General features: G+C 67.7%; 15 protein-coding genes. 6 read left to right on the forward strand and 9 right to left on the reverse strand.

The window, feature by feature from the left end:
* Positions 1-179: 179 nt before the first annotated feature.
* The gene (locus tag ABZ656_RS17575; protein ID WP_360268910.1) at positions 180-2,411 is read right to left on the reverse strand and encodes an ABC transporter ATP-binding protein; all 2,232 of its coding nucleotides are present in this window, start codon (positions 2,409-2,411) and stop codon (positions 180-182) included.
* Between the two features lie 234 nt (positions 2,412-2,645).
* Positions 2,646-3,476, reverse strand: a complete 831-nt coding sequence (locus ABZ656_RS17580) for a hypothetical protein (RefSeq protein ID WP_129592396.1) — start codon at positions 3,474-3,476, stop codon at positions 2,646-2,648.
* Positions 3,477-3,544: 68 nt separating this feature from the next.
* Here ABZ656_RS17580 and ABZ656_RS17585 point away from each other — a divergent pair, with 68 nt between their 5' ends.
* The 3 genes from ABZ656_RS17585 (at position 3,545) to ABZ656_RS17595 (ending at position 5,501) form a co-directional block, all read left to right on the forward strand.
* A complete protein-coding gene (locus ABZ656_RS17585) occupies positions 3,545-3,952 on the forward strand; it encodes an endonuclease domain-containing protein (RefSeq protein ID WP_360268913.1) in 408 nt (135 codons plus the stop codon).
* A gap of 169 nt (positions 3,953-4,121) precedes the next feature.
* Positions 4,122-4,637 carry a DinB family protein gene (locus tag ABZ656_RS17590; RefSeq protein WP_101407686.1) on the forward strand — a complete coding sequence of 172 codons (516 nt, stop codon included), beginning with the start codon at positions 4,122-4,124 and terminating at the stop codon, positions 4,635-4,637.
* 219 nt (positions 4,638-4,856) lie between these two features.
* The gene (locus ABZ656_RS17595; protein WP_101408461.1) at positions 4,857-5,501 is read left to right on the forward strand and encodes a class I SAM-dependent methyltransferase; all 645 of its coding nucleotides are present in this window, start codon (positions 4,857-4,859) and stop codon (positions 5,499-5,501) included.
* 30 nt (positions 5,502-5,531) lie between these two features.
* On the opposite strand, the gene ABZ656_RS17600 is transcribed toward ABZ656_RS17595, so the two are convergent.
* Positions 5,532-7,973, reverse strand: coding sequence for a site-specific integrase (locus ABZ656_RS17600; protein WP_360268917.1), 2,442 nt, complete (start codon positions 7,971-7,973; stop codon positions 5,532-5,534).
* The gene (locus ABZ656_RS17605) at positions 7,967-9,058 is read right to left on the reverse strand and encodes a site-specific integrase (protein WP_360268920.1); all 1,092 of its coding nucleotides are present in this window, start codon (positions 9,056-9,058) and stop codon (positions 7,967-7,969) included. Before ABZ656_RS17605 ends, ABZ656_RS17600 begins: the two co-directional genes overlap by 7 nt.
* 323 nt (positions 9,059-9,381) lie before the next feature.
* On the opposite strand from ABZ656_RS17605, the gene ABZ656_RS17610 reads away from it, so the two are divergent.
* From ABZ656_RS17610 to ABZ656_RS17620, 3 genes are all read left to right on the forward strand, one after another.
* Positions 9,382-9,843 carry a hypothetical protein gene (locus ABZ656_RS17610; protein WP_360268923.1) on the forward strand — a complete coding sequence of 154 codons (462 nt, stop codon included), beginning with the start codon at positions 9,382-9,384 and terminating at the stop codon, positions 9,841-9,843.
* A gap of 1,412 nt (positions 9,844-11,255) precedes the next feature.
* Positions 11,256-11,453, forward strand: a complete 198-nt coding sequence (locus ABZ656_RS17615) for a helix-turn-helix domain-containing protein (protein WP_099939993.1) — start codon at positions 11,256-11,258, stop codon at positions 11,451-11,453.
* On the forward strand, positions 11,425-12,837 hold the full coding sequence (locus ABZ656_RS17620; RefSeq protein ID WP_360268926.1) for an integrase: 1,413 nt from the start codon (positions 11,425-11,427) through the stop codon (positions 12,835-12,837). The genes ABZ656_RS17615 and ABZ656_RS17620 overlap by 29 nt, the downstream gene beginning before the upstream one ends.
* Positions 12,838-12,999: 162 nt before the next feature.
* On the opposite strand, the gene ABZ656_RS17625 is transcribed toward ABZ656_RS17620, so the two are convergent.
* From ABZ656_RS17625 to ABZ656_RS17645, 5 genes are all read right to left on the reverse strand, one after another.
* Positions 13,000-14,523 (reverse strand): aldehyde dehydrogenase family protein, encoded by a 1,524-nt coding sequence (locus tag ABZ656_RS17625; protein WP_101407682.1) that lies wholly within the window; start codon positions 14,521-14,523, stop codon positions 13,000-13,002.
* 98 nt (positions 14,524-14,621) lie between these two features.
* Positions 14,622-15,932, reverse strand: coding sequence for a GAF domain-containing protein (locus tag ABZ656_RS17630; protein WP_180362784.1), 1,311 nt, complete (start codon positions 15,930-15,932; stop codon positions 14,622-14,624).
* Between the two features lie 134 nt (positions 15,933-16,066).
* On the reverse strand, positions 16,067-16,669 hold the full coding sequence (locus ABZ656_RS17635) for an N-acetylmuramoyl-L-alanine amidase (RefSeq protein ID WP_101407681.1): 603 nt from the start codon (positions 16,667-16,669) through the stop codon (positions 16,067-16,069).
* A 44-nt stretch (positions 16,670-16,713) separates the two neighbouring features.
* On the reverse strand, positions 16,714-17,727 hold the full coding sequence (locus ABZ656_RS17640) for an acetamidase/formamidase family protein (protein ID WP_101407680.1): 1,014 nt from the start codon (positions 17,725-17,727) through the stop codon (positions 16,714-16,716).
* Positions 17,724-19,217 carry an APC family permease gene (locus ABZ656_RS17645; RefSeq protein ID WP_360268931.1) on the reverse strand — a complete coding sequence of 498 codons (1,494 nt, stop codon included), beginning with the start codon at positions 19,215-19,217 and terminating at the stop codon, positions 17,724-17,726. The genes ABZ656_RS17640 and ABZ656_RS17645 overlap by 4 nt, the downstream gene beginning before the upstream one ends.
* Positions 19,218-19,256 lie beyond the last annotated feature (39 nt).

Consider the following 19,256-nt stretch of genomic DNA (forward strand, 5'->3'; position numbering starts at 1 on the left):
GTGATCTTCACACTCAAATCACAACCCGTCATGACCCTATCTATGGCCAGCACTTGGACAACGGCACCTTCTTAAGGTGCCCATATGCCCCCTATTTCCCAATGAGTGTCATATATACTTTACTGTCGCGTGGCAACAAGGCAAGCGCATACTCGATGAAATAGTCCTCAATTAAACTCTTATGCCTTGGGTAAGTTTTTGCCGATCTCGATCAGGTGTGCAGGTTGTATTTCAGCAACGGAGGTTGTTTTAGCGCCACTCTCACATGCGATCGCGCTGGTCTCGCCTGCCACGGCGCCCGCCAATCGCCACGCCAGTTGATGCAGCAGCGTCTTGACTATCGCGCCCGATCCCGACGAGTGAGGCGCCTCGTCGCGGCGTAGCGAGAAGACCGGAGTCTCCGCGAGGACTTCGCCACCGACTTCCTCGCCGACGGGTCGCCTTCCCCGAGAGGCAAGGCCGGAACCAGTAGGAGCCGCCGGCCGTGACGTCACCCGATCCAGCGATACACCACACCTGTTGCGATGGATAAGCTCAAGGACACCGGCGCTGAGCTGCATCAAACCTGAGCATCCTGCCGTCGCCACAGCCTGGACCCCCGGAGAAGTCACGTTGGTGAGCCGGTGCGTGATCAGCAGGACGGCGCGGTCCTTGGCCAGTTCCCGCAGGCCGGCGAAGATCCGGTGCTCCGCACGGGCGTCGAGGGCGGCCGTGGGTTCATCCATCACCAGCAGCGCCGCCTGCCGGTGGAACGCGCGAGTGAGGACCAGGCGCTGCCACTGCCCGCCGGAGAGCTGCTGCCCGCCGAACCACTCACTGGTCAGGAGGGTATTCAGGCCGGAGCGGAGGCCCGGCAGCATCTCCGCAGCGCCGGACGCCTCGCATGCGGCGAGCAGAGCCGCGTCACTGGTGTCGCCCTGCCCGAACGTGATGTTGTCACGCATCGTCAGCGGCAGGTACGTGAACTTCTGCGGCACCAGCGCGACGTGCTCCCACGACCCCCACGGGTCCAGGTCCGCGGTGGAGGCGTGGTCCCAGGCCACGTCGCCCTCGGTGGGCAGCAGCAGCCCGCACAGCAGGCGCGAGAGGGTTGTCTTGCCGGAGCCGTTCTCCCCGACCAGCGCCACGATCTCCCCGCGCCGCACGTGCAGGGAGACGTTGCTCAGGCTGTCCTTCGGGGCGCCGTCGTAGCGGTAGGTGACGTCGCGGACCTCGAAACGCTCCGGGGGCACGGCCACGGGCGCGGTGCCGCGGGAGTCGGTCATGGCCTGGCCGTGGGCGTTGTCGAGGAAGTTCTGCCAGTCCTGCACGTACCAGCCGGTGCGCACCAGGCGGGCCCCGCCGTTGATGATGCCGCGCACCGAGCCGGTGGCGGTCTGGAGAGCGAAGACGGCGCCGCCGCCGGCCGCCAGACTCATCCGCCCGGAGGCCAGGAGCCACAGCAGCGCCGCCCACACCGCGGTCGAGGCGATCCCGCCGGCCACGGCTCCGGCCAGGCCCATCCAGGCACCGGTGTTCGCGGCCTTTCGTTCGGCCGCGTTGACCGAGGCGGCCAGCCGCCGGTACCGGCCGATCAGGAAGGGGCCGGCCAGGCAGGCGCGCATCTCCTCGCTGGACTCCTGATAGGCCATGTGCCAGCGCAGCTTGCCCAGCATCCGGCGCCGCCCGGAGGTCTCCAGCGCGGCGAGGTAGAGCACGCGGGCGGAGCGGACGTAGGCGGCGGCCTGCGGCAGGCAGGCGAGGAAGAGCAGGGGAAGGAGCAGGGGGTGCAGGACGGTCAGGACGGTGGCGCCGGCCGCGAGCGTGGCGGTGGCCGCGAGGACGTCCTGCGCTTCTTCGACGAGGTCGGGGGTGACCTGGGCGCCGCGGTCGGCGATGTCGTAGGCGTCGTTGTAGCCGGGCTTGTTGTTGGCGGCCAATTCCGCGCCGAGCGCGGCCTCGATCATCGTCAGCTCCGCTGCCCGGCCGAGCACCGGGCGCAGACGGCCGGTCAGCCAGACGACGATGATGCCCAGCAGGGCGCGCAGGCCGGCGGCGGCGGCGATCACGGCCAGCTGCGGGGCGGCGTCCCACAGCCGCTCGGTGATGTCGCCCGAGGAGATCAGCGCGGTGATCGTGCCCGTGACGGCCAGGAGGCCGAGGGCCGCGAGGACGCCGGTCCCGATCTGGCACACCAGCAGGCCGATGGTCGCGCCGCGGTCCACGCGCCAGGCCATCTGCACCGAGCGCCGCACGAGTGAGGGAAGGCGCCGCGCCATGGTGCGGGAGGTCAGCAGGGAGCCGGCCTGGAGCCGTGACTCGTCGCGGTAGAGGTATTCCTCTTCTCGAACACCGGCCTCCTGCGGTTCGTTGTCCGGCGCGGTTTCCTTGGGCGGTTGTGGCGGCTGGTCCTGTGTAATGGCCGAGGTCATCGTTCCCCCTAGGACGGTCGCTGCGGCAGAGTCGTGAGGTCTAACGACACGGCTGCGATATCGAACACACGTCATTCGGTCGTGCTGGGGAGCCCGCTATTTCCTGCGTCAGGGAACCCCGCGGGCGCGGGATCCCTGGTCTGGCTTGGATCGGCTGCGGGCAGGAAATGGCCGAAACGCCGACACCGCCAAACAGCGTGGGCAGTACGGCGGGGCATCCCGGGGCGTCCCCTCTTAGCTGGGATCTGGTTCGGCCTGCAGGAGCCTTTCCAGTTCTGTCTCGGCGTGGCCGACCGCGCCCGTCAGAGCCTCCTGGTGGTGGGCGGACAGGACGCCGGATCCCAGTCCGGCCGTGGCGATCACCGCGTTGAGCGCGTCTGTCGCCCGGTCGTCCAGGGTGGACGCGGCGACGGGGTGGTGCAGTGCGTCTCGTGCGGCGTAGGCGTCGAGTCGGGCGACGCTGACGAGGGAGTCGAGTACGCGGGCGGCATGGCGTCCGGTGCGGTCCAGTTCCAGGGCTGACAGGCCCGTCCGGGTCTGGAAGGCGGCGGTCGGCGGATCGGGGTGGGCAAGGAGTTGGACGGCTGCACCAAGGGTGCGGTCGAGGTCGGGTTCAGGGACGGGGGCGTCTGCGGGTCGGCAGTGGGCGTGCAGGAGGAGGGCGATGGCTCTGTCCCAAGGCTCGGCGGGCTGGGTGGTGTCGATCAGGTCGCGGGCCTGCTGGTCCAGGCCCTGCTCCATCAGGGCCATGATCTTGATCTGGCGGCCGTCGAGGAGCCGGTTGCCGATGCCGCGGTGCTGGGCCATGGCGTCGGCGGCCTCGGTCCACCGCCCGATCTGGGCGAGGGCGCGGGCGCCGTCCACGAGCAGGGTGACGTACAGCTCCTGGCACACCGTGCGGTGGTCCTCGTCCGTGCCGGTCAGAGCAGACAGGTCGACGGTGCGGCCGTCGATGTCAGTCTTGTTCCGGTGTCGGGCAGCGTCGTTGAGGCAGTACAACAAGCCGTAGGCGAGTTCGCCGTGGCCGGCGCGAGTCTGCAACCGGGAGAGGTTGACGAGCGGCATCAGCGACATGACGGCGTGAAGTCGGCCGGCCGTACCATCTGGCGGGGATCGACTGGCGACAGATACTCGTGGAGCAGACCCGCGACGGGACGCAGCGCACGTGGTGGCTGCCGCGCGCTGTGGTCAGGCTGCTGGATGCCGCCGAGCACACCGAAACGCAGTGGGTGCAAGCCGCGCGGACCCGCCAGGCAGGCGCAGCCGTCACCGAGCCGCCCTCCTACCCCCGGCAGGCTCGAGAGGCCGGCGGTCGGCAGACGACGAGCCCCGAGGGCCCCACCGCCTCACTGCGCCCGTACAACAAAGAGCTGGAAGGCCAGCTGTACTCGGTGCTCAGCAGGAAGCCCGGTACCTCCCGCAGGGTGGCTGGGTGGGCGTGCGCTGTCTGCCGCACTGCGCCCGCCACAGTCCTCGACCACTGCCACGAACACGGCTACGTCCGCGCCCCCTTCTCCGAACTACTGAGGTTTGATGCGTGATGTCGCCGGGTCGACGCCTTGAACGGTGAAGAGGAGGGCCCGCCCCGCGGCATCACTCGAAGATCACCAGTAACACCCCGATGTCCCCAACCGCGACCAAGATCGCAAATCGCGGAAGAGCCCGTACCCCAGGCGTCCCCTCCCGACCGCCCTGGTAGCGTCCGCCGGCATGACATCGGACCTGGAACGCCCCCCGCGCCAAGCGGACGAACGCACCGCGCTCATCGGCTGGCTGGACCTGCAGCGGCAGATCCTGCGCTGGAAATGCGAAGGGCTGAGCGACGAGGACGCGCGCCGCCCGGTCATCCCGACCTCACCGGCGATGACGATGGCCGGTCTCATCTCCCACATGCGCTGGACCGAGCACATTTGGCTGGAAGTGCTGTTCCTCGGCGGCGACAAGAAGCAGAACCCCGCATTCGACGAGTCACGCGAGCACGCCGACTGGCACACCGACGGCCGCCCCCTCGCAGAGCTCCTAGCGGAGTACGAGGCTCAGTGCGCCCGCAGCAACGAGATCGTTGCCGCGGCCGACCTGGACGACGCCGGCCGCCACCCCGACTTCCGCGACGGCAGCGCCAACCTCCGCTGGGTGCTGATCCACCTCGTCGAGGAGACGGGGCGACACGCGGGGCACGCGGACATCGTCCGGGAGCTACTCGACGGCACGAAGGGCTACTACTAGCGCAGCTCCGCGAAGCGGGCCCTTGCCTCAGGAGCCAGGCCAACACGCCTCACGACCAATTGCGGGAGAGCCCGTTACTGGTGATCTTCGCATGATGCCGCGCGGCGAACCCTCGTCTTCGCAGTTCAAGACGTCGACCCAGCGACACCACGCATCAAATCTCAGTAAGCCGTCACGCCGCTTGATGACTTGTGTAGCCTGCGGTCGGTGGAAATGGGACTGAACGCAGATGACTGGTTGGCGGATACGCGGACGTCTTATGACACCGTAGCTGCAAGCTACGCAGAGCTGACACGTCACCTCTTGGACGAAACACCCGCGGAACGCGCGGTCTTGGCCCTGTTTGCCGACCTGGTGCGTGCCCAAGGCGGCGGGCTGGTCGCGGACGTGGGGTGTGGGACAGGCAGGATCACAGGCCACCTGCGGAACCTTGGCCTGGACGCGTTCGGCATCGATCTGTCACCTGGAATGATCGATGTGGCCCGTCGTGAACACCCCGGTGTGCGGTTCGATCTCGGTTCCATGACGGACCTCGCCTTGGCCGACGCCTCCGTGACTGGCCTGGTCGCCTGGTACTCACTGATCCACATTCCTGACGACGAGATCAGCTCGGTTCTTGCGCATTTCCGTCGAGTACTTCGGCCCGGTGGGCCGTTGCTGCTCAGCTTCCATGTCGGCGATGAGTCGCGGTTGAAGACTGAGGGCTATGGCGGGCACCCGATGAAGGTCTATGTTCATCGCCGGCAGCATGACCAGACGATTGAGTGGCTGAACGAAGCTGGCTTCGCCGTCGAGACGCACAAGACTCTCACCTCTGCCGAGAGCAAGCTGGGAGGGATCATCCTCGCGCGTCGTCAACCTTGAGCGGCTCCGCCAGTCGCGTGGCGGAGCCGATCAGGTGGTCCGTGCGGCGATCTCGCCGAAGGTGGGCAGGCCCAGGTGGATGACTGAGGGCTTGAGAGCGGCATCGAGCTGGGTCGACTTGTCCTCGGCGCCGGCCAGGCTGATCTCCAGACCCTCGACCTCTCCGAGCCAGCCCTCCCGCTGAGCTTCGGCGATCCGGTCGAGCAGGTTGTCGCGGATCTCGGTCAGACGGTCTCGCTGGGACGGCTCGGACCGGAGGAGCGAACATCGGACGCAAGCGTGCTCGTGGATGCACGACGTTCCGAAGGCCCGAGCGCAGGTTCCCAGAGAGAGCTTGCGCTTCTCGAAGTGAGCGAGGAAGGCGTCCCACTCCTCGTTCGTCGGGGTCCGGTATTCCTCGCTGGGACGAAGCGATCGACGGCGGGCGATGAACGCGCGGTGGGCTTCGATGGCGTCCGCCGGGTAGATGGCGTTGTAGCCCATCGTGGTGTTGATGTCGGAGTGACCTGCGAGGACCTGCGTGATGTGGGGCGGCAGGCCACTGCGGATCGCGTCGGTGATGAAGATCCTTCGGAAGTCGTGCGGAGCGAAGTCGAGGGGCTGGCCCGCGGAGTCGGTGAGCCCGGTTCGTTCCAGGACCTCGTTGAGACCGTTGCGGATCAGTTGGCGGGACACCGGTGTGTGCTGGCCTCCGTATGTCCACTGGAACAGCAGCGGCATCGGCGGGTTCCAGATCTTCTCCGCGACGTCGTAGTTGGGCAGCATCGGGATCGCGCCTGTTCGAGGGTCACGGACGCGGGCGATGATCGTGCTGAGGACGTCGGCCAGTTCTGGGCTGACGAGGAGAAGGCGTTCCTCGTCGGTTTTCGAGGGAGCGACCTGGAGCAGAGGTACTACTTCACCGCTGGTGGGCAGCTTGTACTGGATCAGGGCATGATGGCTGGCCTCCAGCATCTCCTCGATCCGGACGCCGGTGTGCTGCAGGAATTCGATCGTGGCCCAGGCCCAGAACGCCCGTTCCTCGAGCAGCCCCAGATGGACGCGTCGGCCGGACTCGTCGTAGGCCCGGAACGGAGTCGACGAGTCCTTCTTCTGGCGCGTGTAGGTTCTGCCCCTGAACGTGAACTGGCCACCGAGTGGGGCGGCCTGCAGGGCGTCCATCCCCTCCCGGGCCTCCGTCCAGTTCGCCCTGGCGGCGCGGACAACGGTGGACAGCGCGGGCAGTCGTTCACGGGTGCGCTGGTCCATCTTGGCCTTGCGGCGCTTCTGGTGCTTGGAGGTACTCGCATCGGCGGCGCTGACCGGGCAGGAAGCAACCCACGGGCCCCAGCGTTCTGGTTCCTCGACGGCCCAGTGAGCCAGATCGAGGTACAGGGCTCGAACTCCGATCATGAGGCTGCCGTAGTTGGCACGCTCCGTCACTGCCTCATGGACCGTGCCATCGGGCAGCCGGCGGCGCGTGACTTTCGTCCGGCTGACATGCTTCCATGCGCTCACGACTTCGGACGGCAGCCGAAGTGTGTCAATGCCGGGCTGGATGCGCTCAATCTGCAGCCAGAAGTTCCTCACGAGCGTCCGTGACGCGTCCTCCAAGGACGTGTAGTCCATGGTGGGCTGGCGTTCCTTGAGGTACTCGACCCGCAGGTCCCGGATCGGCTTGGACTGCGGCCGGTAGCGGTCGACGAGCTGCTCGACCGAGACCTGGCCGGACGTTCGGTGCAGGAGCCTCAGCGACACGGGCGCGTCGGACGGCAGGTGCCCCAGTTCCTTCAGCCAGGAATAGAACAGGCTTTGACCGCCCGACGTGGCCCGCTGAGCTCGATGCGCCTCCATGTACTCAATGGCGTCTCCGACATTGATGTCGGCCAAGCCGCCGCCCTTGGCGATGACCAGCTTGACCAGCACGTTCTTGGCGAGGATGCCGAGGTGAGAGGACCACGCGTCTGGGCCCACCAACTCCTGAAGGCGGGCAAATCCCTCAGGGTCACGGTACTGGCAGATGATGGCACGCAGGTTGGTCGAGGTCCGGGTGAGCTGCCAGTGGAGCGATGGCCGGAGCACATCGGCGCAGACCAGGGCGAACAGGCCGGTGTTCAGGATGCCGTTCGCATTCGCCGCGTCGTAGCCGACCCAGCTGGCGTTGAGCTTGTTCCACTTTGCCCCGGTCGAGCTTGCGGCGGGAGTCGCGTTCCACCGTTGTTGCCAGGTGGTGCCCGGCTGGTCCAGGAGCCAGCGGAGAATGAGCGTTGCCCCCCGGCGCCGGTAGAAGTGGGTGGACTCGCTCGCGGCCCGAAGCGGAGGCCGGTTCAGCCGGGCCACGACCTCCTCGTAGGACTGGCTGGTGGCAGGCCAGGCGTCCTCATAAGGCCGCGGCGGGAAACGCTTCTTGGCGGCCCGGAGAGCCTCGCCGACGAGTGGCTGAGCATCTCGGATGGCAGCCGGAGCGTCCAAGGTCTCAGTGTTCGTCACCATGAGCTCCCAAAGAGAGTCTTCAGCGAGTCGGAGTTGTAGCCGGGGGCCGGTGGCGCGGGCGGCCGGTCACGCTGCTCTGCCCGGCGTGCGTGATGAGCACGGACGCGTTCGATTACCTCGTCCTGGCTGGACGGCAGGTAGAGCTGTGTGGTCGTCAAATGTGCATGACCGAGGACCCATTGGACGTCGGTCAGAGGCATGTTGGGGTCGCGGGCGAATCGGTAGGACGCGGTGTGGCGTAGATCGTGGAGCGTCCAGTTCGCCCCGAGGAGATCGTTGGCCCGGTTGAACATCGCCCGCGCCGCGTCGTAGTTCAGGGGACGCCAGGGCCGCCTCAGCGTCCACCACAACGGCAGGGACTTGCCCCGCGGGATGCCGTCTCGCCGTGTCTCCTCCTGGTAGAGGCGCAGCCAGACGAAGGCGTCGGTTGAGCAAGGAAGCTGCTGGTAGGCGCGGGTTCCCTTTCGGATCACGCCGACCAACTGCTGACCGGGTAGCGCATCGCGCTGCCGGCTGGTGAGCAGTTCTTCGGCGCGGGCACCGTTGGAAACCCAGAAGGCCAGTAGAGCGCGATCTCGATTGTGCCGGAGGGCGGCGAACAGCGCGTTGAACATCTCGTCTGGGATGCGCCGGGGCGCACGTTTCGGGATGGTCGGCCGGTAGCGGCCTGTCCGCTCTTGGTTAAAGGGCCGGTCAGGCTTGTGGTGGGCGTTCGCGCGGCCGCCGCGATGCGAACGGTCGAGCGGAAACGGGTTGATGATCGGCCCGGTGCCCTCGTCCCGGTGGAAGTCGTAGAACGTGCGGAGCACGGTTTCGCAGTGTGCGCGCGTCCTCACGGCGTACTGCGGGCCGGGTGAGACCTTGCCCGTGATGGCGTTCGGCGTACCGGGGATCTTCTTCCGCGTCATCCGTAGCTTCGGCGCCGTCTCCTCGGAGTGGCCCGCCCTCCGGTGTCTCCAGCGCAGGCGCTGCGACTTGTTCGCGATCTGCATCCACCGAATGAAGTCCCGCGCATCCGCACGGGTTGCCCGGTTCCACTCGATGTCGAGAGCCCACAGGAACCGCCACCAGCGCAGCAGGTCCATGTCGTCGAGCGGACCGTGGAAGCCGGTTTGTTCTCTGCCTGCAGCTCTGCGAAGAAGACGCGGACGGGGTCGACGACAACGCCATCCTGGTCGAGTAACTGGTACGGCGCCCACTGATCACCAGACTCCTGCAGCCGGCCTATCTCGGGCAGGCCGAACTCTGCCAAGTTCCGCTCGGGGACATCACCTTGAAGCATCCCGAGAAGCTAGCGGAGAGGCCATCTGACCTGCAAGAACTCATGAGTTAGTTCGGTTAACGGCCCCTCTGCCAGTCCTGCAACACACTGGAACGCCCCGACCACCTGTACAGCAACGACATCCGCGTGGCGAACCGCTACACACGCCTCTTCCACACCGACACCGACGACTGGCTCCGCCACTGGCACCGCTGCCCCGGCTGCCGCGCACGCACCACCCTGCCCCTGCCGCACCTCGCCGCATGGACCGCCCACATAGCCTGCCGATCACTGCGCCCGACCCACCGCGACCCCCGCGGCTCCCGCGGACGCAAGCCCTGTGGTGCGCTGCGCCTGTCCTGGACAGGCAGTCACAACGCGCCCCGTTCCTGCCTGCTCACCGTCGCCGTCGACTCCTGTCCCTCCGGCGAGCACCGTGTCCTGGCGCGAGTCCCCTACCGCGAAGCCGCCGAGCGGTTTCGCACCTGGCTGGCCGAGACGGCCCCTGCCGTGGCCGCCGCGGCCGGTCCTGACCGCCTGGACGGCCTCCCTGCCCAGTTCCGGCCAGTCATCGTGGACACCAGCGGCGAGGGCCCAGCACTGTTCTGAGCGAGCACCGGGAGACCTGACGCCCCCACGTCACCTCGCAGCTGCCGGCCCCGACAGGGTCACCCCGCACGCCCCAGCGAAATGCGCAGCAGAGTCCGTACGGAACGGACGTCACCGAGTGGGAGGGATACGAGCTTCTCGCTGGGGCTCGCGAGTTACGCATGACGACCTACACAGCCCAGCACGCGTCCATGCGACCTGACTCGCAGGCAGAGGCTCAGTACCGTGTCGACTGCCTGCGTGGCCGTGCAGAGCAGTGACCCTGGCACTGGAAAGGGATCATGTAGCCCTCGCGAACGCCGCGACACTCAGGCGTTGTAGCCCTTCCGTTTCACTCCGGGCCCCGATTCCCAGCGATCTGCGCCACCCGCAGGTCTGTCCGCAGTACAGCCAGCGACTTCCGCGCCGCCTCTTTCTCGGAGGCTGTCGGCTTCTCGTCCGGGCTGGCCGCCGGCGCCGGGCGCACCGGTTTCACGGTGCGCCCGAGCCAGGCGAAGGCGGAGCATGCCCTGCCGCTCTTCTCCGACGGAAAGCCCCTGACGTTTTCCGGTTGGACTTCCCTCGGCCCGGCATTCGCCCACGGCAGACGAGAAATAGCCCCGAAGGACTGGAACCTTCTCTGGGACTATGTCAACGTACAACGTCCCCGAAAAACACCAGGTCAGTGATGGGATTCAGGATTCCGGGCCGACCTGCAGGTCGGCCATGCCGGAGGCCGGTGCCTCGTGCTGCTCGGCCTCATCGCAGAGGCCCGACCCAAGGAGTACCCCCTGTCGAATGCCGCTCTCCGATCCGTCCGATTCAACGCCGCCATCCGCTTGGCACTTGATGCCCTGAACGTATGGACCACATCGGAGCGAGAGGATTACGACGCTCATCCACGGCGCTGTTTCTTTGCGTCTGTGCGACCGGGTTGGTCGGCGAGGACTTGCTGCAACGTAGCTATCGCCGGGACCGAGTGGTCCTCGCGCGCATCGCGACACGCCTGGAGCCCCACCCTGGTACATAGCCCGAGCCGTCGGCGCTCCCGAGTGCATCGTTGCGCACGATTTGGACTGGCTAATCGACGGCGGGCTCCGGGTGCTCGTGACGGACGGCGCGACCCCGTTGTCCGATCGCACCGGCTGGTCCCTGAGTTTCGTCCGCTAGCGATCGTCCGTGAATTTCCCTGTGGGGGCGCACAACATAGACCACGATCGCCGGTTGGCCAAACCGGCGATCATGAAGACCATTGAGGGTGTTCGCAGCGGCTGTGCTTGGCGGTGGAGCCGTTCGGACACTATGGCCCTTCATGTCGGCGCCCTGCAGCCCCTGTAACTGACAGCGCCTGCCCATCAGCTGTGGCGGAGTGGGTACAAGTCGCGCTGCCGCTTGGGTGGCCGACAAATCCGGAATGCCCGAGGAAGACATCAATGGCTCGCCCACCTGCGCTCAAGCTTGCCGAAGTCCTAGCGGAAATCCGCATGAGCGCATCGGCCTTCTACCGCCTACGCGCTCGCGGTCAGGCACCCCGAATGATCAAGCTACCGAATGGTGAACTGCGCTGCCGCCGCGCCGATCTGGATGCGTGGTGGGAGGCGTGTGAAAGGGATACGCCTGGATGGCGATGAGTTATACGTCCGCTTCTGGGACATACGCGAGCGTTCTGATCGGCGCAAGCCTTTCCAGATCCGGTGGACGGTCAACGGGCGCGAGAAGTCCGCGTCCTTCATCACATTCGCGCTTGCTGATAGCCGGCGCGCGAAGCTGATGACAGCGGCGCGCGAGGGTGAGCCTTTTGATGAGCACACCGGTCTGCCCGCATCTGAGTTGCGGGCCATCAAGCAGCGGACTACGTGGTACGACCTGGCGCACGAATACATCGAGCAAAGATGGGAGCGTACGCCAGGGAACACCCGCCGCACCCTGGCCGATGCCTTCGCTACCATCACGCCCGCCCTGGTGCACCCCGGCGCAACGTATTCCGATCCGCGGGTACTGAGGCGTGCCCTGTACTCCTGGGCATTCAACAAGAACGCCTGGCAGCGCGAACCCGACGAGGAGTGGCTCCACGCGCTGGACTGGATGAAGCGGAACTCTCTGCCTGTCAGCGCCCTTGCGGATGCGGATGTTCTGCGCAGGTCCCTCGATGCTATGTGCCGCAAGCTGGACGGCAAGGCGGCTGCGGCCAAGACAGCCCGACGCAAGAGGGCTGCGTTCAACGAAACTCTCAACACTGCGGTGGAGAAGAGGTACTTCGCGGAGAACCCCCTCAACGGGCTCCGGTGGAATGCGCCGGCGGTCAATGAGGAGGTGGATCCGGCTGCCGTTCCGAATCCGGCCCAGGTGCTTCGGCTACTCGAGGCTGTTGCCGGCCAGTCGGGGCGGGGGCGTCATCTTGAGGCGTTCTTCGGCTGCATGTACTTCGCGGCCATGCGGCCCGCTGAGGTCATCCATCTCCGGATCGAGCAATGCCACTTGCCGAAGACCGGATGGGGAATGCTCAACCTTTCGGGCGGGGTCGTCACGTCCGGCAAGGAGTGGACTGACGACGGTGAGGTGCACGAGGTGCACTCGCTCAAGCGCCGCGCGGCAAGCGCGACGCGGCCTGTGCCCATCCCACCGCAGTTCGTACGCATGCTGCGTGCCCACGTGGAACGCTTCGACGTGGCACCTGATGGCCGACTCTTCCGGAACGAGGCTGGCAACTACGTCGACGCTGCCGCATACGGCAAGACGTGGGCGCGGGCCCGGGAACACGCCCTGACTCGCCCGGAGCGCACCTCTGGCCTGGCTAAGCGACCTTACGATCTCCGGCACGCGGGGATCTCGTTCTGGCTCTACTCCGGAGTGGACCCGGCCGAATGCGCCCGCCGCGCCGGCCAAAGCATCGAGGTTCTCTTCCGTCACTACGCCAAGTTCCTCGACGGCGTTCGAGAACAGGCGAACCGCCTCATCGAGCAGTCGATGCAGGAGTGGGGGCGTGTCAGCCAAGGCGAAGCAACCGAGGGCTGAAGCGTGGGTTTGGTCCGTGACTGGTCCGGAAGTACTGGTCAGGAGCGGTACAGGTGTGGGAGGAACTGGGAGTTAGCACGCAAGCCGGGCTCGGCCGAGAGCAAGCTGAGGGAAAGGCGCCTGACGGGTGAAAGACCAGGTCAGGCGCCTTTTTTCGTGCGCCTAGAAGAAGCCCAGCTTCTTCGGCGAGTACGACACCAGAAGATTCTTGGTCTGCTGGTAGTGCTCCAGCATCATCTTGTGCGTCTCGCGGCCGATGCCGGACTGCTTGTAGCCGCCGAACGCCGCGTGCGCGGGGTAGGCGTGGTAGCAGTTCGTCCACACCCGACCCGCCTGGATCGCACGGCCCGCGCGGTACGCGGTGTTGATGTCGCGCGTCCATACGCCGGCCCCGAGGCCGTACAGCGTGTCGTTGGCGGTCTTGATGGCGTCGTCGAAGTCGTCGAACGACGTGACCGAGACGACCGGGCCGAAGATCTCCTCCTGGAAGATCCGCATCCGGTTGTCACCCTCGAAGATCGTCGGCTGGACGTAGTAGCCGCCCTTCAACTCCCCGTAGTGCTCGACACGTTCACCACCGGTGAGGATCCTGGCGCCCTCCTGCCGACCGATGTCCAGGTAGGAGAGGATCTTTTCCAACTGGTCGTTGGAGGCCTGCGCGCCGATCATCGTGTCGGTGTCGAGCGGGTGGCCCGGCTTGATCAGCTCGGTGCGGGCGACGGCGGCTTCCATGAACTCGCCGTAGTGACCGCGCTGCACGAGAGCCCGTGACGGGCAGGTACAGACCTCGCCCTGGTTGAGGGCGAACATCGTGAAGCCCTCGAGCGCCTTGTCCCTGAAGTCGTCGTTCTGCGCCCAGACGTCATCGAAGAAGATGTTCGGTGACTTGCCGCCGAGCTCCAGTGTGACCGGCTTGATGTTCTCCGAGGCGTACTGCATGATCAGCCGCCCGGTCGTGGTCTCACCCGTGAACGCCACCTTCGCCACCCGCGGACTGGACGCGAGCGGCTTGCCCGCCTCCACGCCGAAGCCGTTGACGATGTTGACGACGCCCGGCGGCAGCAGGTCCGCGATCAGGCTCATCCAGTAGTGAATGGACGCCGGGGTCTGCTCGGCGGGCTTGATGACGACCGCGTTGCCCGCCGCCAGCGCCGGGGCAAGCTTCCAGACCGCCATCAGGATCGGGAAGTTCCAGGGAATGATCTGCGCGACGACCCCGAGCGGCTCGTGGAAGTGGTAGGCGACGGTGTCGTCGTCGACCTCGCCGAGCGAACCCTCCTGGGCGCGGATCGCCCCCGCGAAGTAGCGGAAGTGGTCGATGGCCAGCGGGATGTCGGCGGCCAGGGTCTCGCGCACCGGCTTGCCGTTCTCCCAGCTCTCGGCGACCGCCAGCTTCTCCAGGTTCGCCTCCATCCGGTCGGCGATCTTCAGCAGGATGTCGCCGCGCGCGGTGACGGAGGTGCGGCCCCAGCCGGGTGCGGCCGCGTGCGCCGCGTCCAGCGCGCGCTCCACGTCCTCAGCGGTGCCCCGCGCGATCTCCGTGAACGGCTGCCCGTTCACCGGGCTCGGGTTCTCGAAGTACTGCCCACGAGCCGGCGGCACGTACTCGCCGCCGATGAAGTGGTCGTAACGCGCCTGGTAGGAGACGATCGCGCCCTCGGTGCCGGGCGCCGCGTAACGGGTCATGCTGGTCTGCCTCCCGGAGAAGCGCTGCCCGCCGTTGGACAGCTCTCGCCGCGAGGCTAGGAGCGCGGACGTTGCAAAGACGTTGCGGACGCGGCAGGTCAGCCCTGCCCGATGGCCGGCCGACGCCGCGCCGCGAACGCCGCGGGGTGCAGTCGGCCCGGTGGCGCGGCCTGTTCGCGCTCCAGCCCCTCCAGCCGGGCCCACACCGTCGCCGTCGGGCGTACGGCGGCCAGCGCCCGCCATACGTCGAGATCGTCCTCGCCCCACGGCGCGCGCGCCCAGTCCGCCAACAGGTCGGGGTCGCGACGGGCGATGAGCGCCGTACGCAGCCCGTCGGCGAGGCGGCGCCGCAACCGCACCACGGCCGGGGCCTCCGAACCCGGCAACAGCGGACCGGCGTACGCCGCCGCGGCCGCGGTGACCGCGCCCGTACCGAGCCGCCGTTCGACGACCGCAACGTCGGACTCGACCGGCGCCATGAGCCGGTAGGGCCGCGAGCCCAGCAGGCCGGGGCCGAGCACCCGGCGCAGTCGGGTCAGCTCGGCGCGCAGGGTCACCGGCGTCACCGACTCGTCCTCGTACAGCGCGCACAGCAACTCGTCGCCCGACAGCCCCTCCGGGTGTCTTGCCAGCAGCACCAGGATCTCGCTGTGTCTGCGGCTGAGCCTGACCTTCCGGCCGCCCGCGACCAGTTGGGCCTCGTCGCGGCCGAGCGCGGTCAGCTCGAGCGTGTCCGCTGCCGATTCCACCGGTGCGAGCAGTGCCAACTGGGACTCGGCGGCCCGCGCAACCGCCTGCACGAAACCGAGACTGTGCGGATGCGCGAGCCCGTCCCCACCCGTGATGTCCACCGCGCCGAGCACCCGTCCCGTGCGCGGATCGTGCACCGGCGCCGCAGCGCACGTCCAGGGCTGGACCCGGCGGATGAAGTGCTCGGCCGCGAACACCTGCACCGGTCGGTCCACGGCGACCGCCGTTCCCGGCGCGTTGGTGCCGACCGAGGCCTCCGACCACCGCGCGCCCGGTACGAAGTTCATCCGCCCCGCCTGCCGCCGCGTCGCCGGATGTCCCTCCACCCACAACAGCCGACCTTGCGCGTCGCACACCGCGAGAAGGTGTTCGCCGTCCGTCGCGAACGTCCCCATGAGCTCCCGGAAGAGCGGCATCACCCGGGCCAGCGGATGCTCCGCCCGGTAGGAGCCCAGGTCGCCGTCCGTGAGCTCCACCCGTGCCGTGCCGTCCGGTGCGACACCGGCCCGTGCCGACCGCCGCCATGAATCGGCCACTACGGAGCGCACCGGCCGCGGCACCGTGCCCGCCTCGGTGAACGCCTCGTGCGCGCGGCGCAGTATCCGCACCCGCTCGACGGGGTCGGCTCCTGGTTCGAGGGCCACCCACGGTTCGGTCAACTCGGCCTCCCGGTAGGCGATGCGACTGGGACCATCGTCACTCCCGGTGCGGGCGCGGACAAGCACCGTGACGGAGCTCCTCACGTGGAGCTCACATCGGCGTGGGTCGTCGGGGAGCCGCGGCGGGCGCTCCGTCAGGCGAAGTTGACGAGCCTTATGTACCGCGTCCAGTCCCAGTTCGGCCCCGGATCCGTGTGGTCGGTGCCCGGCACCTCGTAGTGGCCGATGATGTGAGCCCGGTCCTTGGGGATGCCGTGCTTCGCGCAGATCGCGGCGGTCAGCTTGGCCGATTCCTCATAGAGCGCGTTGGTGAAATAGGCGGGCCGGTCCACCCAGCCCTCGTGTTCGATGCCGATGCTGCGGGTGTTGTAGTCCCAGTTCCCCGCGTGCCAGGCGATGTCGCGCTCCCTGACACACTGGGCGACATGCCCGTCCGCCGATCGCACGAGGTAGTGCGCGGAAACCTTCTTCTCGGGGTTCTGGAAGATGGCCACGGTCTTGGAATAGGTCTCCTGCGTGACGTGAATGACCACGTAGTCGAGCGGATAGGCCGTCGGCCGACTGGACGCCGTGTAGTTGGAGGTGCTCGCCGGTGCCCATTCGGCGAGCGGATAGTCGACGGCCGCCGTCTCCGCCTTCGCCTCTGTACCGGGCAATAACGCGTAAGGGAGGGCGGCGAGGGCGGCGCCGCCCTTGAGCAGGCGTCGTCGGCTCGGGAACGAACTGGCCCGTTCCATGGGGGAGTTGCCTTTCGGTGTTGGGGGACGAGGGGCAGCCGCTCTCAGCGGCGCAGCACCGCGGCGGTGTCACGCAGTCGCGCGTGCAGGCCGCGGTGTGTCTCGCGCGCGGGCAGCCACTCCTTGCGGATCTTGGCGACGCACGTGTAGTTGGTGTCGCAGACGTTGGCGAGCGGCGATTCGACCGCCTGGGTCGCGAACTGGTAGGCGTCCAGCTCGCTGAACCCGTAGTCGCGCACCAGCCACTGCACCAGGTCGAGCTGCGATATGCGGAACGCGTCCTCCAGTGGGCGTGCCGAGCCGGTCGAGATGATGTGCGTGTCGGACTCGATACGCGGCCAAGGGGTGGCGACTGCCTTGAGCAACTCCACGATCACCACCGTGTTCATCGCGCACTCGACGGCCACACCGCACGTCTCGCCCTCGCCCTGCCGCGCATGCCCGTCACCGAGGCTCAACAGGGCGCCCTCGACGTTCACCCCGAGGAAGCAGGTGACGCCGGCCCGCATCTCCGGAGTGTCCATGTTCCCGCCGTGCGCGTCGGGCACCAGTGCGGAGCGCACTTCGAGGTTCGCGGGCGCCACTCCGACAGTGCCGTGCATCGGGTCCATGGGCAACTCGATCCGGATGTCGCTGTCCCGGGCGCTGAACAGGGCGGTGCGCCGCTCCCGGTCGAGCTGCCAGATCCACACGGTCTCCGGCAGCGGAGGCTGCAGCGTGGCCGTGGTGTGTGTGGAGGTGAGCGCGCCGAACAGCGGGACCGTCGTCGAGGCCGCCCAGTCGCGGGCAGGCTCGATCGACACGAAGTGCACCGCCACGGTGTCGCCCGGCTCCGCGCCCTCCACGTGGAAGGGACCGGTCTGCGGATTGAGGAACGGGAACTCGCACACCTCGGACACCAGGTCCTTCTCCGAGCGCACCCGCCCGGCGAAGCAGTCCTCCGTGTACAGATCGAGGACGGTGCCCGGCGCGATGCGTGCCACGGGCGGCGCGCCGCCGAACGTCCAGGCGTACTCTCCCGGTTCGGGGCGCACGGTCAGGATGCGGGGGTCACTCATGGCTGCACGGCTCCGCTCTGCCGAAGGTCGGGGGGCTCGGGGGACGAGGTCTCGTCGAGGTGGACCCGGGCGGTCTCGGCTATGCGCCCGGGGTGGCGGCGCGACAGGACGATCAATACCACGACTCCGGCCGCCATCCAGACTCCGACAACCGGTCCCGCGTACGAAACGGGCGTGGTGAGTTCGGAAACGAAGTCGAAGACGGGCAGGCCAGCGGCCGTCAGCAGCGCGGGGACGAAGGCGACGATGCCCAGCAGAGGGAAGAGCAGATGCCGCACCGGTTTGAACAACCCGCGTCTGCGGCGCAGGAAATAGCCCGCACAGGCGAGGTTCACCACGATGTACACGCCGATGACGACCGTGACGATCACCGTCGCGAGCAGCAGGAACGCCGTGACGGGGTTGTAGTACAGACCGAGGCCCAGCACAGCCGCGACCGCCACGGCGCACTGCGCGGCGACGCCGGCGACGGGGGAGCGGTGCCTCGGATGCAGGTGTGCGAAGAGCCGTGGGAACACCTTGATCCGGGCCAGGGCGAAGGCCGTGCGGGTGGAGACCGTCGCGCAGGCGTTGGCGTTGGCGATCGTGGAGTTGACCACCGCGAGGAACACCAGCACCCAGAACAGTCCGAAGGAAGCGCGGGCCACGCCTTCCCAGGACGCCGCGCCGGAGGCTCCGAAGCCCCCGAAGCGGTCGGGGCCGAAGTGCACCGACATGGCGTACGTGGTGAGAACGTAGAAGAGACCGATCCCCAGTGCCGCGCCGAGGACCGCGCGGTGCATGGTCCGGCGGGGATCCTTCGTCTCCTCGGCGAGCGGTGCCGCCGCCTCGAATCCGGCGAAGGCCAGCACCGTGTAGACCGATCCCGCGAACACGCCGCTGACGCCTTCGTATCCCTTGGCCGTGTGAGAGGTCCCGAACACCGACAGCGTGTTGTCCCCTCCGGCCTTGGCGATCAGCCATACCGCGAAGACAAGGAAGACCAGCACCTCGAAGACGCCGAGGACGGTGCCGAAGCGAGCCGAGGCGCGCACTCCGAAGTATCCGGCGACCGCGATGATCGCAGCGCCCGCGAGCGACCACGGCCACCACAGGTCGTCCGGGTAGGAGGACCACTCCTGGTGCAGTGTGCCCGCCGTGGTGAACCCGAGTTGCAGGAGCAGCAGCGGTGGCACCAGCGCCTCGACGAACACATAGCCCCAGCCGACGAGAAACCCCACAGCCGGGTGCAGCCCCTGGGCCGCGTACGTGGCCACCGAGCCCGCGGTGGGCAACTGTCGTGCCAGCTCGGCCACGCAGGACGCGGTGAAGAGGCAGGCGACGAGGGCTATCAGTACGGAAAGGGGCAGACTGCCGCCCGCGAAGGCCGCGCCCGACGGAATGGACGCGGCGACCGCCGCGGCCGGCGCCATGGCCGTGATGCTCTGGAACAGGACCTCCCGCAGCCCGACAGCCTCGCGCCGCAGTCCTGGAACCGTCTCCCCCGACATCTGAACCCTCCGATCCCCCGATTCGCCCGGACAGCCGGC

The sequence above is a fragment of the Streptomyces sp. NPDC007095 genome (genome assembly GCF_040634475.1).
Lineage (GTDB): Bacteria > Actinomycetota > Actinomycetes > Streptomycetales > Streptomycetaceae > Streptomyces.